Origin of the sequence: Kineococcus gynurae (genome assembly GCF_042433995.1) — a bacterium.
In the GTDB taxonomy this organism is placed as follows: domain Bacteria; phylum Actinomycetota; class Actinomycetes; order Actinomycetales; family Kineococcaceae; genus Kineococcus; species Kineococcus gynurae.
This window is the reverse complement of record NZ_JBHLUI010000003.1, coordinates 200,041-213,984: the sequence shown is the minus strand read 5'-3', so window position 1 is coordinate 213,984 and position 13,944 is coordinate 200,041. Positions and strand designations below refer to the sequence as shown.

17 protein-coding genes are annotated in these 13,944 nt (G+C 73.0%); 5 read left to right on the top strand and 12 right to left on the bottom strand.

Annotated features, from left to right (window positions below; genetic code table 11):
* Positions 1-2: 2 nt before the first annotated feature.
* Positions 3-1,085 carry a DUF4037 domain-containing protein gene (locus ACFFKU_RS02395; protein WP_380135235.1) on the bottom strand — a complete coding sequence of 361 codons (1,083 nt, stop codon included), beginning with the start codon at positions 1,083-1,085 and terminating at the stop codon, positions 3-5.
* Positions 1,086-1,444: 359 nt separating this feature from the next.
* Here ACFFKU_RS02395 and ACFFKU_RS02390 point away from each other — a divergent pair, with 359 nt between their 5' ends.
* The gene (locus ACFFKU_RS02390) at positions 1,445-1,756 is read left to right on the top strand and encodes a hypothetical protein (RefSeq protein ID WP_380135233.1); all 312 of its coding nucleotides are present in this window, start codon (positions 1,445-1,447) and stop codon (positions 1,754-1,756) included.
* Here the strand turns inward: ACFFKU_RS02390 and ACFFKU_RS02385 are convergent.
* A complete protein-coding gene (locus ACFFKU_RS02385) occupies positions 1,753-3,195 on the bottom strand; it encodes an HNH endonuclease (protein WP_380135231.1) in 1,443 nt (480 codons plus the stop codon). The genes ACFFKU_RS02390 and ACFFKU_RS02385 overlap by 4 nt on opposite strands.
* 144 nt (positions 3,196-3,339) lie before the next feature.
* Here ACFFKU_RS02385 and ACFFKU_RS02380 point away from each other — a divergent pair, with 144 nt between their 5' ends.
* A complete protein-coding gene (locus ACFFKU_RS02380) occupies positions 3,340-3,858 on the top strand; it encodes a DUF1648 domain-containing protein (RefSeq protein WP_380135230.1) in 519 nt (172 codons plus the stop codon).
* On the opposite strand, the gene ACFFKU_RS02375 is transcribed toward ACFFKU_RS02380, so the two are convergent.
* Genes ACFFKU_RS02375 through ACFFKU_RS02360 form a run of 4 tightly spaced genes read right to left on the bottom strand, consistent with a single transcriptional unit; the run spans position 3,855 to position 7,387 of the window.
* Positions 3,855-4,250 (bottom strand): universal stress protein, encoded by a 396-nt coding sequence (locus ACFFKU_RS02375; protein WP_380135227.1) that lies wholly within the window; start codon positions 4,248-4,250, stop codon positions 3,855-3,857. The two genes, ACFFKU_RS02380 and ACFFKU_RS02375, sit on opposite strands and share 4 nt — an antisense overlap.
* Positions 4,247-5,842 carry a tripartite tricarboxylate transporter permease gene (locus ACFFKU_RS02370; protein ID WP_380135226.1) on the bottom strand — a complete coding sequence of 532 codons (1,596 nt, stop codon included), beginning with the start codon at positions 5,840-5,842 and terminating at the stop codon, positions 4,247-4,249. Before ACFFKU_RS02370 ends, ACFFKU_RS02375 begins: the two co-directional genes overlap by 4 nt.
* Entirely contained in the window at positions 5,835-6,368 is a 534-nt protein-coding gene (locus ACFFKU_RS02365) for a tripartite tricarboxylate transporter TctB family protein (RefSeq protein ID WP_380135224.1), read from the bottom strand. Before ACFFKU_RS02365 ends, ACFFKU_RS02370 begins: the two co-directional genes overlap by 8 nt.
* On the bottom strand, positions 6,365-7,387 hold the full coding sequence (locus ACFFKU_RS02360; RefSeq protein ID WP_380135222.1) for a Bug family tripartite tricarboxylate transporter substrate binding protein: 1,023 nt from the start codon (positions 7,385-7,387) through the stop codon (positions 6,365-6,367). Before ACFFKU_RS02360 ends, ACFFKU_RS02365 begins: the two co-directional genes overlap by 4 nt.
* A gap of 160 nt (positions 7,388-7,547) precedes the next feature.
* Here ACFFKU_RS02360 and ACFFKU_RS02355 point away from each other — a divergent pair, with 160 nt between their 5' ends.
* Positions 7,548-9,167: an ATP-binding protein gene (locus ACFFKU_RS02355; protein WP_380135220.1), complete on the top strand. Its 1,620-nt coding sequence runs from the start codon at positions 7,548-7,550 to the stop codon at positions 9,165-9,167.
* On the top strand, positions 9,164-9,877 hold the full coding sequence (locus tag ACFFKU_RS02350) for a response regulator (RefSeq protein WP_380135218.1): 714 nt from the start codon (positions 9,164-9,166) through the stop codon (positions 9,875-9,877). The genes ACFFKU_RS02355 and ACFFKU_RS02350 overlap by 4 nt, the downstream gene beginning before the upstream one ends.
* A gap of 9 nt (positions 9,878-9,886) precedes the next feature.
* On the opposite strand, the gene ACFFKU_RS02345 is transcribed toward ACFFKU_RS02350, so the two are convergent.
* From ACFFKU_RS02345 to rpmB, 4 genes are read right to left on the bottom strand one after another with little or no spacing between them, the layout of a single operon-like run.
* On the bottom strand, positions 9,887-10,354 hold the full coding sequence (locus tag ACFFKU_RS02345; protein ID WP_380135215.1) for a GNAT family N-acetyltransferase: 468 nt from the start codon (positions 10,352-10,354) through the stop codon (positions 9,887-9,889).
* Positions 10,355-10,370: 16 nt separating this feature from the next.
* Positions 10,371-10,676, bottom strand: coding sequence for a 30S ribosomal protein S14 (rpsN, locus tag ACFFKU_RS02340; RefSeq protein WP_380135212.1), 306 nt, complete (start codon positions 10,674-10,676; stop codon positions 10,371-10,373).
* Complete coding sequence (rpmG, locus tag ACFFKU_RS02335; RefSeq protein ID WP_380135210.1) at positions 10,676-10,843, bottom strand: 50S ribosomal protein L33; 168 nt, start codon at positions 10,841-10,843, stop codon at positions 10,676-10,678. Before rpmG ends, rpsN begins: the two co-directional genes overlap by 1 nt.
* The gene (rpmB, locus tag ACFFKU_RS02330; RefSeq protein WP_380135208.1) at positions 10,843-11,079 is read right to left on the bottom strand and encodes a 50S ribosomal protein L28; all 237 of its coding nucleotides are present in this window, start codon (positions 11,077-11,079) and stop codon (positions 10,843-10,845) included. Before rpmB ends, rpmG begins: the two co-directional genes overlap by 1 nt.
* Positions 11,080-11,158: 79 nt before the next feature.
* On the opposite strand from rpmB, the gene ACFFKU_RS02325 reads away from it, so the two are divergent.
* Positions 11,159-11,410 (top strand): type B 50S ribosomal protein L31, encoded by a 252-nt coding sequence (locus ACFFKU_RS02325; protein ID WP_380135205.1) that lies wholly within the window; start codon positions 11,159-11,161, stop codon positions 11,408-11,410.
* Between the two features lie 22 nt (positions 11,411-11,432).
* On the opposite strand, the gene ACFFKU_RS02320 is transcribed toward ACFFKU_RS02325, so the two are convergent.
* Positions 11,433-12,728 (bottom strand): alpha/beta fold hydrolase, encoded by a 1,296-nt coding sequence (locus tag ACFFKU_RS02320; RefSeq protein WP_380135202.1) that lies wholly within the window; start codon positions 12,726-12,728, stop codon positions 11,433-11,435.
* 10 nt (positions 12,729-12,738) lie between these two features.
* On the bottom strand, positions 12,739-13,929 hold the full coding sequence (locus ACFFKU_RS02315; protein WP_380136093.1) for an Nramp family divalent metal transporter: 1,191 nt from the start codon (positions 13,927-13,929) through the stop codon (positions 12,739-12,741).
* Positions 13,930-13,944 lie beyond the last annotated feature (15 nt).

The following is a 13,944-nucleotide window of genomic DNA, read 5'->3' as shown; positions in this document are numbered from 1 at the left end:
GGTCAGGGACGGGGTGACCGCCAGGCGTCGACGAGGGCCCGACGCCGCAGGGGATCCACGAGGACGTCGACGGCGTCCACCCACTGCTCGACGGCGCCGACGCCGCGCGGCAACGCCCGCAGCACGGGATCGACGACCCCGGCCCGCAGCAGGTCCACCGCCGCGTCAGGAACCCCGAGGTAGGGACGGGCGAAGAACGGTTCGACGGCCCGGGGCGCCACCGGCAGCCCCCGCCCCGCCTGCACCGCGTGCAGCACGCCCAGGGCCTCGGCCAGCCCGGCCTCGCGCTCGCGCCACGTCCCGCCCGTCAGCGCCCGCCGCAACCCCGGGGCCGCCGCCCCGGCCGCGGGCAGCCCCGCGAAGACCGACCCCGCCCACTTCGGGTAGGGCGACCACCGCTGCTCCAGGACGAACCCCAGGTGCACGGCGACCCGCGCGAGCCGCGCGGTGATGATCCGCGACCCGACCTCGTCACCGGAGTCCGCGGTGCGGCCGAGCAACGGCAACTCCTCGGCGAGCTGCGCCCACGCCGCCGCGACCACGACGAGTTCCACGTCGTCCGGGTATCTCGCGAGCCGTCGTCGCAGCAGCTCGAACGCGCCGGGCGTCTGGGACGGGCCGATGAAGACCGGCCCGGCCGTCACCTCGAGCACGGACTGCCCGGTCACCGACAGCCAGTCCAGGGAGTCCCACGGTTCCCCGGGGTCGAGCCCCAGCCGCGCGGAGGCGAATCCGCGCACCGTCGCGACCTCGACCCGGTGGTGCTCGCGAGGGTCTCCGGTCACGGGGAAGCGAATCGGGAACCCGTTCCACGTCCGCGGCAGCGCGGCCTGGAGGTGGGCGTCGATCTCCGCGACGCGATCCCCGCCTCCGTTCCCGGTGCCCGGGTTCCCGTCGTCCAGCAGCAGGCTGAGTCGTAGACCCCAGTCGTGGTCCCGGGAGGTCGCGTCGTCCAGACCGAGGACGTCGGACCCGGTCCCGAACCGCCCCGCCACCACCGGCAGACCCGGCCACCGTCGGGCGAGCAGCGGCCCCACCACCTGCTCCCAGAACCCCTGCGCCAGCGCGATCCCGCTCAGCTCCACCCCGCCGACGCTAACCCACCCCCGTGATCAAGGAATGATGGTTCCGCGAGGCCGGCGAATTCCTTGATCACGGGAGGGTGGGGTGCGTGCGGTGGGGCGCGAGGCGGGGGTGGCGCGGGGCGCGGTGGTGCTGACCCCGGCCGACGAACGGTGGCTGCGGATGATGACGGACTGGGGAAGCGGCCACATCGGGGTGAACCGCAATCAGATCACCCCGCTGGACCAGTGGTATCCCCGCATCGACGAGAAGGTCGCGCGGCAGAACCTGCCGTTCGCGCTGCCGGAGTTCCCGGCTCTGGACGGCGCCCGGCGTCGTCCCGGGCAGTGTGACCCTGGAGGACCACGTCCCGGGTGCCGCGGTGTTCCTGACGATCCGCCGGATCGCCCTGCGCGACATCCCTGACGACGCGGAGGACTGGGACCACTGGGAGCGCTGGGAGCGCTGGGAGCGCTGGGAGCGCTGGGAGCGCTGGGAGCGCTGGGACAAGGCGACCCTGTCGTTCCGCGACGGCAACCCGTTGTGGGTGCAGTTCCGCCGCGGCCGCGTCCATGCCCGCTGGGTCGTCGTGGGGGACGACCGACGGGCGCACGCCTTCGACGCGTCGTTCTCGCCGCCGACCCTCGACGCGGTCCTGACCCTGGCCAAGGCCCGACACGTACCTGGTGCCTAGAACGGGGGTTCGTCTCCTGGCCAGTGCGGCGGGGTGACCGCTGTCGTCCGCCGGCGGTGGGCCGCCCGGTGCTCGAACACGTACAGGGTCTTCTGGCGGTGATGCCGGCGGCAGGCGGCGTGCAGGTTCGACCGGACCGTCCGTCCGCCTTCCTCGAACGGGATCCGGTGGTCGAGGTCGCAGTCGATCGCGGTCACCAGGCAGCCCGGGGTGGTGCAGGTCCGGTCCCTGGTCTGGACGAATCTCCGCAACGCGTTGCCGGGACGGTAGGTCCGCGGTGAGACGTCGAGGACCTCACCCGACACCGGGTCGGTGAGGATGCGGCGCCAGTCCCCGTCCGCAGCCAACGCGCGGGCCAGGGCGCCGGGAACCGGACCGATCCCCGCCACCTCGGCGGGTTCGTCGTCCAACCCCAACAACGTCCTGGCCGCGATGGTCACGTGGACGGTGGTGCTGGAGGCGGGGCGGTGGGTCCGGACGCGCGTCACCGGGTTCACCTCACCCGGTTCGGCGGGCGTGGTGGGGTCGGAGAGGGCGGGGACGCCCTCGCGCATCGCGGTGGTGAGGACGTCGGTGAACACGTCGGCGCGGCGCTGCTGATGCGTCCGGTCATCGCGGGTCCCGGTGGCCGTGGCGTGGTCGGCGGCCGCGTCGGCGGCGGCGGTCAACCACCGGTCGAAGCGCACGGCGACGTCCTTGCCGACCAGGGCGGTGAGGTGGGCGGACAGGCCGGAGTCCTCACCGGTGTCGCACAGGTCGATGCTGACGTGGCGGTTCGCGTCCGCCACCCGCACCGCGACCGGGACGTGCTCGGGGGTGAGCCGGCGGATGACCTTCGTGCAGTGCCGGGTCAACTGCTGCGGGGTGGGATGCGCGGCGGCGATGCACTCCAGCGCGCTGCGGGTGAGTTCGGCTCGCGCCGCGGTGAGGGCGTCGCCGTCGAGGACGGGTTCCCCGAAGGCGCCCACCCGCACCCCCTCCGAACCCTCGACCGGGACGAGGGTGGCCTCGCGAGCGGCGAGACGGTCGTGGGCGCGGCGGATGACCGCGCGGTGGGTGGCGGTGATGGCTCCGGCCCGGTACGCGTCCTGCAGGACCGGGTCCTGGAGGGCGTCCTCCGCGTCGCCGACCTGCCCGACGGCTTGCAGGTGGGACAGGTGCCGAGCCTCGGCCAGGATCATCGCGGCCACCTCGGCGATGAGGTGGTCGAGGAGTTCGGGGGTGAGTTCCTCGCCGTCGCGGGTGCAGCCGAGGTCGCGGGCGCGGACCACGTCGGGGTGCTCGCGGCGGACCCAGTCGAGCAGGGCGATCACGGCGTCGATCGCCATCGCGTGACCGGTGGAACGGAGCCGTTCGGAGGCCTGCAGCAACTCGGTGAGGGCGTCACGGGGCGCCAAGTGATCCCCCACGTCCACCGGTTCCACGCACCCCGTACTCATGTCCGAATTCTACCCGGACAGAGGGCCGCGATCAAGCGCGGAGTACTCGTAACACGTTGTCTAGCATGGTCTTCAAGGCACCCTCGCCAGTCGACGATCTGCCGCCGCACACCGACCTGGGGCGGGAACACCTAACCTTGCGACATGAACCCCGCCCGTCTCGCCGCGACGTCCCTGGGCGCGGCCGCGCTGCTCGCGGCCGGGTCCGTGGCGCTGTCGGCGGCGCTCCTGCCCGAACGGGTACCGACGCACTTCGCCCTCGACGGCGCGGCCGACGACTGGAGTTCCCGGGTCGGGGCGGTGACCTTCATGGCCGTCCTGACCGTCGCCCTGGCCGCGCTGTTCGCCGGGCTCGCGGCCCTCGTCCCACGCATCCCCTGGGACCTCGTGAACCTCCCCGACAAGCAGCGCTGGACGGAACTCGGGAAGCAGGACGTCGTCCGGCGACGGTTGCGGACCGATCTCTGCTGGGTGGGGTCGGCCACCGTCCTGCTCGTCGCCGTCGGGAACCTGGCGGTGCTCGCGGCGGCCCGCTCCGGGAGCGGGCGGTTGCCGTGGTGGGCGGGCGCGGTCTTCGGCGTCTGGCTGCTCGGCCTGCTCGGGTACGCCCTGGTCGGGACGCGGCGACGTTACCGCGCTCCCGACCAGGGCCGTACCGACTAGCGCGGGGCCTTCACCGCCAGCACCGGGCAGTCCGCCTCCAGCAGGATGGTCTGCGCCTCGGACCCGAACAGCAGTTTCCCCGTCGGGCTGCGCCGGCGCAGCCCGATGACGATGGCCGAGGCCGACACCCGTTCCGCGGCGTCGAGGACGTGCTCGGCACCACCGCGGGGGTCGATCTCCTGGACGATCTCGAAACCGATCCCCGACTCCTCCAGGCGACGGCGCGCCTCGGCGAGCTGGTCGTCGTCGGCGTAGCGGGGGTCGGAGATGCGGTCGCCCTTCGAGGTGTTCAGGACGTACAACTCCTCACCCCGCCGGTCCGCCTCGTCGAGGGCGAACGTCAGGGCGGCCTCGCCCTGCGGGCTGGGGGTCCAGCCGACGACGATCGTCATGGGTGGTTCCTCTCGGTCGGGTCGGTCGGATCGGGGGTCGGGGTCTCCGCGCGTCCGGCCGCGACCGGGGCCGGGTCGGACTCGTGGACGTTGGCCAGCACGGCCTCGCCGAGGCGGCGTTCCCGGCGCTTGAGCCAGAAACTCACGGCCAGCAGCAGCAGGAGGCTGCCGTAGACCACCACGGTGAACGTCGAACCCACCAGGGTTCCCAGGTCGCCCTGGCTGATCTGCAGGGCCCGGCGCAGGTTCTCCTCGGCGAGCGGGCCCAGGATGAGTCCGATCACCAGGGGGGCGACGGGGTAGCCGTAGACGCGCATGGCCCAGCCGACGAGCCCCAGGACGAACAGCAGCACCAGGTCGGAGACGGCCGCTCCGACCGAGTAGCTGCCGAGGGCCGCGAAGGTGAGGATCCCGGCGTAGAGGTAGGGCCGGGGGATCTGCAGCAGTTTCACCCAGACCCGGGCCAGCGGGAGGTTCAGGACCAGCAGCAGCAGGTTCCCGACGTAGAGGCTGGCGATGAGGGCCCACACCAGGGGGGCCTCGTCGGTGAAGAGCGTCGGCCCGGGGTTGATCCCGTAGCTCTGGAAGGCGACCAGGATGACGGCGGCGGTGGCCGACGTCGGCAGACCCAGCGTCAGCAGCGGGACGAGCACGCCCGCGGCGGCCGCGTTGTTCGCCGCCTCCGGCCCGGCCACCCCCTCGATGGCCCCCTTGCCGAACTCGTCCTTGCGGCGGGAGACCTTCCGCTCGGCCCCGTAGGACAGGAACGTCGCGACGTCGGCCCCGCCCGCCGGGATGGTCCCGATCGGGAACCCGATGAGCGAACCGCGCAACCACGCCGGCCAGGAGCGCCGGAGGTCGCTGCGGGTGAACCACTTCCCCCCGATCGGGATGACGGGGATCGGGCCGCGGCGCATCCGGGCGGCGACCAGCAGCGCCTCCCCCACCGCGAACACCCCGACCGCCACGACGACGACGTCGATGCCGTCGGCCAGCGTGGAGAGCCCGAAGGTGAACCGCTGCTGACCGGTCAGCGTGTCGGTGCCGATCAGTCCGACGAACAACCCGACGGCCAGGGCGACGAGGCCGCGGGTGGGCGACCCGCCCAGGACGGCGGCCACGGTGATGAACGCGACGACCATCAGGGCGACGAAGTCCCGGGCCCCCAGGCCCACGGCCAGGTCGGCCAGGGTCGGGGCGAGCAGGCTCAGGCCGATGGTCCCGATGGTCCCGGCCACGAACGACCCGATCGCCGCCGTCGCGAGGGCCGCGGCCCCGCGGCCGGCGCGCGCCATCGCGTTGCCCTCCAGGGCGGTGATGATCGAGGCGGACTCCCCCGGGGTGTTGAGGAGGATGGAGGTGGTCGATCCCCCGTACATCCCGCCGTAGTAGATCCCGGCGAACATGATCAGTGCCGCCTCGGGTTCCAGGACGTAGGTCAGCGGCAGCAGCAGCGCCACGGTCATCGCCGGGCCGATGCCGGGCAGGACCCCGACCGCGGTCCCGACGATGACGCCCAGCAGCGCGAACAGCAGGTAGGCGGGGTTCACGGCGGTCGCGAACCCGTCCATGAGCAGGCCGAGGTCACCCAAAACCGATCACTCCCGACAACGGCCCGGCGGGCAGGTAGAGGTCGAGCACCTGCGTGAACAGGACGTGCACGACGACGGCGATGACGGCCCCGACGACGAACGGCCGCCAGACGGGGCGCGCCCCCAGCGCCCAGGCCGTCCCCCCGAACAGGACGGTGGCGGCGATGGGCCAGCCGAGCGGCTCGACCAGGACGATGAGCGCCAGGAAGGAACCGGCCAGTTTCGCGACGGTCCCCCAGTCGGTGCGGGCCGAGGCGTCGACGTCCTCGGAGTCCTCGACCTCACCCACCCGCCCCGTGAGGACGGCCAGGACGACGCCGAGACCGGTGGCGACCAGGAGGATCCCGACGGCCGTCGGGAACACCCGCGGCCCCACCGCGTTCTGCATCCCTCCGACGGCGATCTGGCTGGTCTCCACGAGCGTGAACACGCCCAGCCCGATCACCGCCAGCGGGAACACGAACTCCGAGGGCCGGAGTCGCCGCCGCGCGACGGGGATCTCCACCGCGCTCCCCACCGCACTCACGAGGTGAGCCCGATCTCCTTCAGGACACCCTGGACCCGCTGCTCCTCCTCGTCGAGGAACGTCGTGAACTCGGCGCCGGAGAGGTACTCGTCGGTCCACCCCTTGGTGGCCAGGGTGTCCTTCCACGCCTGCGAGGCGTGCATGTCGGCGACGAGCTTGGTGAGTCTCTCGGTGGCCTCGTCGCTGATCTCCGGCGGGGCCACGACCCCGCGCCAGTTCGTGAGGGTCACGTCGTAGCCGGACTCGACCAGGGTGGGGACGTCGGGCAGGTCGGCCACCCGCTCCTCCCCGGACACCGCCAGGGCGCGCAGGTCGCCGCTCTTGACCGATTCGGCGTACTCCCCGACCCCGGAGATCCCGGCCGAGACCTGGCTGCCCAGCAGCGCGGCCAGCGACTCACCGCCCCCGGAGAAGGGGACGTAGTTCAGGTTGGTGGCGGGGACGTCCGCGGCCTGGGCCAGCAGCCCGGCGAGCATGTGGTCGGTCCCGCCGGCCGAGCCACCGGCGATGGCGACGCCCTGCCCCTTGGCCTTCAGGTCGGCCACCAGATCGTCGATCGTCTGGTACGGCGAGGAAGCGGGGACGACGACGACCTCGTCCTCACCGGTGAGCCGGGCGATGGGCGTCACGTCGTCGAGCGTCGCCTGCGACTGGTTGGTCTCGATGGCCCCGACCATGACCAGCCCCATCACCATGAGGAAGTCCTCGCTGCGTTCGTTCTTGAGCTCGGCCAGTCCGACGGTGCCGCCGGCGCCGCCGACGTTGCTGACCTGCACGCTGCGGGCCAGCCCGTCGGCCTCGACGACGCGGGCGATCTCGCGAGCGCTGGAGTCCCAGCCCCCACCCGGGTCCGCGGGGGCCATCACCTCGAGGCGGTTGATGCCGTCACCCCCCGACGTCCCTGCGCCGGTGTCGGCGCAGGCGGCCGTCCCGGCGAGGGTCAGGGCGGCCAGGAGGGCCAGCGTGCGGCGGCGGGTGGAAGAGACGGTGGTGGAGCGGAACGGCGAGCCCTGGAACACGGGTCCTCCTCGTCGAGGGTGTGTGCGGTCGAGGCCGAACGTAGGAGCCGCCACGGGGGCCCGGACCGATCCGGTGCTAACGGTCTTTCTGGTCGTTGTGGTCACGGTTTCCGTGCCCGCGACGGCCCGACGGGCCGTGCGGACGGGGCACACTGGCGGCATGCACCGGTCGATGCCGCTGGGTTTGCAGCTGTTCCTGCTGCAGATCGGCATCGTCGTGCTCGTCGTGGGTCTGGCCGGTGCCCTGGCCGTCCACCTGCAGCAGCTGCAGATCCGCGACGCCTACACGGAACGGGTGCGCACGGTCGCCCTGTCCACGGCCAGGTTGCCGAGCGTGGTGGCGGCCTACGGCAGTCCTGACCCGGCCGCGACCCTGCAGCCCCTGGCCGAGCTGCTACGGCAGGCGTCGGGAACGACGTTCGTGGTGATGACCGACGAGAACGGCATCCGCTACTCCCACCCCGACCCGACCAAGATCGGACGACGCGTCTCGACCGATCCCTCCCCGACCCTGGCCGGGGAGGAGTTCGTCGGCATCGAGACCGGGACGCTCGGTCCCTCCTTGCGCGCGAAGGTTCCGGTCCGCGACGCCTCCGGGACGGTGATCGGCGCGGCGAGCGTGGGCATCCTCGAGAGCGAACTCGCCGACGACCTGCGCGAGGACGTGCCGTTGCTGGTCGCGTGGATGGGGGGTGCCGCGCTGATCGGTTCGGCGGCCTCGTTCCTGCTGGTGCGCCTGGTGCGGCGGCGCATCCACGGGTTGGAACCGCAGGAGATCGGGCGGTTGCTGGAGACCCGGGACGCGATGCTGCACGGGATCCGCGAAGGGGTTCTCGCCGTCGACCGGGACGGGATCCTCGTCCTCGCCAACGACGAGGCCGTGCGCCTGCTCGACCTGGGGACCGACCCCACGGGACGGGCGGCCGTCGACGCGCTCGACGAGCACGTCGTGGAACTCGTCACCGGGTCCCGCGACGTCGTCGACGAACCGGTCCTCGCCGGGGAACGGCTGCTCGTCGTGAACCGCACGTCGGCCGTCGTGGCCGGCCGCGAGGTGGCGCACCTGCTGACGTTGCGCGACCGCACGGAACTGGCCGGGGCGATCCGCGAGCTCGACTCCCAGCGCAGCCTGACCACGGCCCTGCGGGCGCAGGCGCACGAGTTCTCCAACCACCTGCACGTCGTCCAGGGTCTGCTGGAACTCGGCCGGGTGCAGGAGGCCACCGGGTTCATCGACCGGATCGGGGGTGGCGGTGACCTGCTGCCCGGGCAGGGCGCCTCCGCGGTGCGCGACCCGGCGACCGCGGCCCTCCTGCTGGCCAAGGCCGCCGCCGCCCGGGAGCGCGGGAGCCGGGTCCAGGTGCACCCGTCCAGCTCGCTGGAACCGGGGGCCGGGGACGACGACCTGCTGACCGTGCTCGGGAACCTGGTGGACAACGCGGTCTTCGCGTCCGGGCCCGGGGGGACGGTCGTCGTGACGGTGCGCGGTGGTCCCGACGGGACGGTCCGCGTGGTCGTGGACGACGACGGGCCCGGGATCCCGGAATCGTTGCGGGCCGACGTCTTCCGCGCCGGGGTGACCACCCGTCGCCCGGGCGGGACCACGGACGCCGACCGGCACGGGCACGGGATCGGTCTGGCCCTGGTCGCCCGCATCGCCTCGCGCCGACGGGGGCGTGCGGTCGCGGGGGCCTCGCCGGGTGGCGGGGCACGCATCGAGGTCGACCTGCCGGCGGCCGGACGCAGCGGTGCCCGTGACGAGGAGACGGTGACGACGTGAGAGCCGGCGGTGAGGGACCCCTGCGGGTCCTGGTGGTCGACGACGACGTGGCCGTCGCCGGGGTGCACCGGGGGTTCGTGGAGGCGGTCGACGGTTTCGCGGTGTGCGGGACGGTGCACCGCGGACGGGAGGTGCTCCCCGCCGTCCGGGCGACCCGACCCGATCTCGTGCTGCTCGACATCCACCTCCCCGACGAGTCGGGCATCGAGGTGCTGCGCCGACTGCGGGCGGCGGCGACCGACGTCGACGTCATCGCCATCACGGCCGCCCGCGACGTCGAGACGGTGCGGGAGGCGATGGCGGGCGGCGTCCTGCACTACCTGGTCAAGCCGTTCTCGCTCACCACGTTCGCCGAACGCCTCCGCTCCTACGCGGCCCACCGCGCGGACCTGGGGCAGTTGTCCCGCGCGGGCGAGGACCGGTTGGGCCAGGCCGACGTCGACCGGTTGCTCCGGTCCCGGCAGCAACCCGCCCGGGAACCGGTGCTGCCCAAGGGGTTGTCGACCCGCACCCTGGAGCTGGTGGCGGGTGCGTTGCGGGAGGCGGGTTCCGATGACGTCTCGGCCGCCGAGCTGGCCGAGCGGTGCGGGATCGCCCGGGTCAGCGCCCGCCGCTACCTCGAGCACCTGGAGAGCGTGGGGCGGGCGACCGTGCACCCCCGCTACGGGCGGGCGGGGCGTCCCGAGAACGGCTACCGCTGGGCCCCCTGACCGACCGCCTCAGACCAGCGGTTTGGCGAACCACAGGTCGGCGTCGGCGTTCTCGTTGTAGGGCTCGACCTCGACGTAGCCGACGCGGGCGTACAGCGTGACGGCCGCGGCGAGTTCCCGACGGGTGTCGAGGCAGAGGCGCGTGGCTCCCTGCGCCCGGGCCCACTCCTCGGCCACCTCGAGCAGCCGGGTGCCCAGCCGCAGCCCCCGGGCGGCGGGCGAGACCCAGAGGCGTTTCACCTCGGCGTCACCACCGGCCAGCAGGCGCACGCCGACGCAGCCGAGATCCTCCCCCGCGCGGGAGGCCACCACGAAGGTGCCCCGGGGGGCGACGAGGTCGTGCTCGTCCCCGGCGGGGGGTTCCCCGCCGGGGAGGCCACAGGCCGCAGTGACCTCGGCCCAGTAGACGCGACGCAGGAGCACCCCGGACTCCGTGCCGGGGTGCTCTGTCCGGAAGGTGATCTCGGCGCTGCTCACCCCCGGATCGTCGCACTCACCAGCTGCTCTTGGTCACCCCGGGCAGTTCTCCCGCGTGCGCCATCTCGCGCAGCCGGACGCGCGACAACCCGAAGTCGCGCAGGAACCCTCGCGGGCGACCGTCGACCACGTCGCGGTTGCGCACCCGGGTGGGGCTCGCGTCGCGCGGGAGTTTCTGCAGGGCGAGCTGCGCGGCGGCCCGCTCCGCGGGGTCGAGGTGCGGGTTCACCGCCGCCCGCTTGAGCTCGGCCCGACGCGCGGCGTGCCGCGCGACGACGACCTTGCGCTGCTCGTTGCGCGCGATCTTGGAGGTCTTGGCCATCAGCGTTCCTCACGGAAGTCGACGTGCCTGCGCAGCACGGGGTCGTACTTGCGGATGACCATCCGGTCGGGGTCGTTGCGGCGGTTCTTGCGGGTCACGTAGGTGTACCCGCTCCCCCCGGTCGACCGCAGCTTGATGATCGGACGGACGTCGGTGGTCCTCGCCATCAGACCTTCTCCCCCCGGGCCCGGATCTCGGCCACGACGCTCTCGATGCCGCGGCGGTCGATCGTCTTGATCCCCCGCGCGGAGACGGTGAGCGTGACGACCCGTCCCAGCGAGGGGACGAGGTACTTCTTGCGCTGGACGTTCGGGTCCCAGCGCCGGCTGGTGCGGCGGTGGGAGTGCGACACGGACTTGCCGAAACTCGGTTCGGCCCCGGTCACCTGGCAACGAGCGGACACCGCTCCTCCTTGGCGTCGACGGCGGACGACGTGCCACACTACAGCAGACGATAACCATTCGCGTTAACGAGGAGATCGCATGCGCCCCGACATCCACCCCGAGTACGACCTGGTCGTCTTCCGCGACAAGTCCGCCGGCGTCGCCTTCCTGAGCCGCTCCACCCTGAGCAGCCGGCGTGACCTGCCGACCGTCGAGTGGGAGGACGGCCGCACCTACCCGGTCCAGGACGTCGACGTGTCCTCGGCCTCGCACCCGTTCTGGACCGGCAAGGCCCGGGTCCTGGACTCCGAGGGGCGCGTCGAGAAGTTCCGTCGCCGCTACTCCCGCTGACGGCTCCACCCGGGCGACGCGGTCACCGACGCGCCAGCTCGACCAACCGGTCGAGCAGGCGCCGGCCGTCGAGGCGCAACCCGTCGTGGTGGTACTCGTTCGTCACGAACGTCCGCGTCCCCCGGATCCGACGGGCCGTCTCGACCGACAGGTCGTAGGGCACGTACAGGTCGTCGACGTAGACGGCGGCCGCCACCGGGACCTCGTTGGCCGCCAGGGCCTCGACGTCGTAGAGGGGGCCGAGGTCGCGGTGGGCCAGCAGCTCCGCGGCCTCGGCCAGCGGCGTGAGCGCCGGGTCCTCCTCGAACTGCCAGGGGTAGACGTGCTCGGCGGTGAACCGGAACTCCCCCGTCGAGTCGAGGGCGAACTCCGGGAACTCGGCCCGGACCCGTTCGGCCGACCAGGCCGAGGGTCCGGTCGTCGGGCCCAGCACGTAGATCGACTCGTGCAGCACGTCGTACAGCGGATGCCGGGCTCCCGACAGCTCCGCCCCCACGTCCTGCAGGAAGCCCGACCGCAACCGCCTCTCCCCGCCGACGGTCGTGAACGGGTCCTCCAGCAGGTGGTGCAGGCCGTCGAACCGGGACGTGGTCCCGAGCAGGGTGCCCAGACGACGGAACCGGCGCGGGGACAACCGCTCCCCCGTCGGCAACCGCTCGTCCTCACCGGCGAGGTGCTCGGCGATCCGGGCGGCCAGGGCGGCGTCGTCGGGGTAGCGGGCGTAGAACTCCGCGTGCCGGCGCGCGGTCTGGGCGTACGTGCGGCGGTAGACCTCGTCCGGCCCGTTGGTCAGCCCGGGCAACCCGGCGGTGATGAACACCTCCCGCAGCGATCCCGGCGAACGGGAGAGGTAGGTGACCGCGCAGAACCCGCCGTAGCTCTGCCCGAGCAGGCTCCACCGGTCGATCCCCAGGGCCTCGCGCAGCGCCTCGGCGTCGGCGACGATCGCGTCGGCCCGGAACCGGCTCAGCCGGTCGGCCTGCTCCACCGGGGTCAGTCCGGCGAGGCTCTGCGCGTCCTGCGGGCTGGACAGCCCGGTGCCGCGCTGGTCGAGCAGGACCACCCGGTAGTCCTCCAGGGCCCGGTCCAGCCAGCCCGAGATGGTGTCGGGTCGGGGGGACGGGTTCCCGGGACCGCCCTGCAGGAACAACAACCGCGGGCGGTCCTCGCCGCCGTCCCGGACGACCTCGCGCGCGAAGACGGTGATCTCGCCCTGCGTCGGGTCGCCGCGGTCCACCGGGACGGTCAACCGGTGGGCGTGGGCGGTGTGCCCGTCGAGGCGGGTGGTCGTGGTGTCCAGGGTGTCCGGGGTGCTCACCCGGAGATGTCTACCCGAGGAAGGTGAGGGCCAGCAGGGTGACGTTCAGGCCGACGACCAGGGCGACCGCGACGAACGCCAGCACCCGCACCACCGGGCCGTTGGCGTACTCGCCCATCAGCTCCCGGTTCCCGGTGAACCGGACCAGCGGCACGATCGCGAAGGGGATGCCGAAACTCAGCACGACCTGGCTGAGCACGAGGGCCTGGGTGGGGTCGACGCCGGCCGCGAGCACGACGAGGGCCGGGACCAGCGTGAGCACCCGGCGCAGCAGCAGGGGCACCCGGATCCGGAGCAGCCCGCCCATGACCACCGACCCGGCGTAGGCGCCCACCGAGGTGGAGGCGAGCCCCGAGGCGAGCAGGCCGATGGCGAACAGCAACCCGCCCCCGGCGCCGATCGCGGCCACGACCGCGGCGTGCGCCCCCTCCAGGGTGTCCGTGCCCTCCACCCCGCGCAGCGCACTCGCGGCCAGCAGCAGCATCGCGATGTTCACGCACCCGGCGACGAGCAGGGCGCCCACCACGTCGAACTTCGTGGCCCGCAGCACGCGCGGCCGGTCGACGACGGCCACGCGGCCCACGTGGTCCCGGGTCATGGCCGAGTGCAGGTAGATGGCGTGCGGCATCACGGTGGCCCCGAGCATCGAGGCGGCCAGCAGGACGGTGGGCGTCCCCTCGAACCCGGGGATCAGGCCCGCGACGGCCTCGGCCGGGTCCGGCGGGGCGAGGAACAACCCGGAGACGAATCCCAGCACGATGACCAGCAGCAGGCCGATGATGACGAGCTCGAAGACCCGGACGCTGCGCCAGCCGTGCAGCATGAGCAGGACGGTCGAGACGATCCCGACGATGATCCCGCCGGCGACGAGCGGGATCCCGAACAGCAGGTTCAGCGCCACCGCCCCGCCGATGACCTCGGCGACGTCGGTCGCGACGGCGACGAGCTCGGCCTGGACCCAGTACGCCCGACGCCCCCCGTCCGGCAGCGTGTCCCGGACCGCCTCGGGCAAGGTCTTGCCGCTGACGACCGCGAGCTTGGCCGAGAGGTACTGCACGAGCACCGCCATGGCGTTGGCCAGGACGAGCACCCAGAGCAGCAGGTAGCCGTACCCCGCGCCCGCGGTGAGGTTCGCGGCGACGTTGCCGGGGTCGACGTAGGCGATCGCGGCGATGAAGGCGGGCCCCAGCAGGCGCAGCATCCCGCTGCGCGTGGT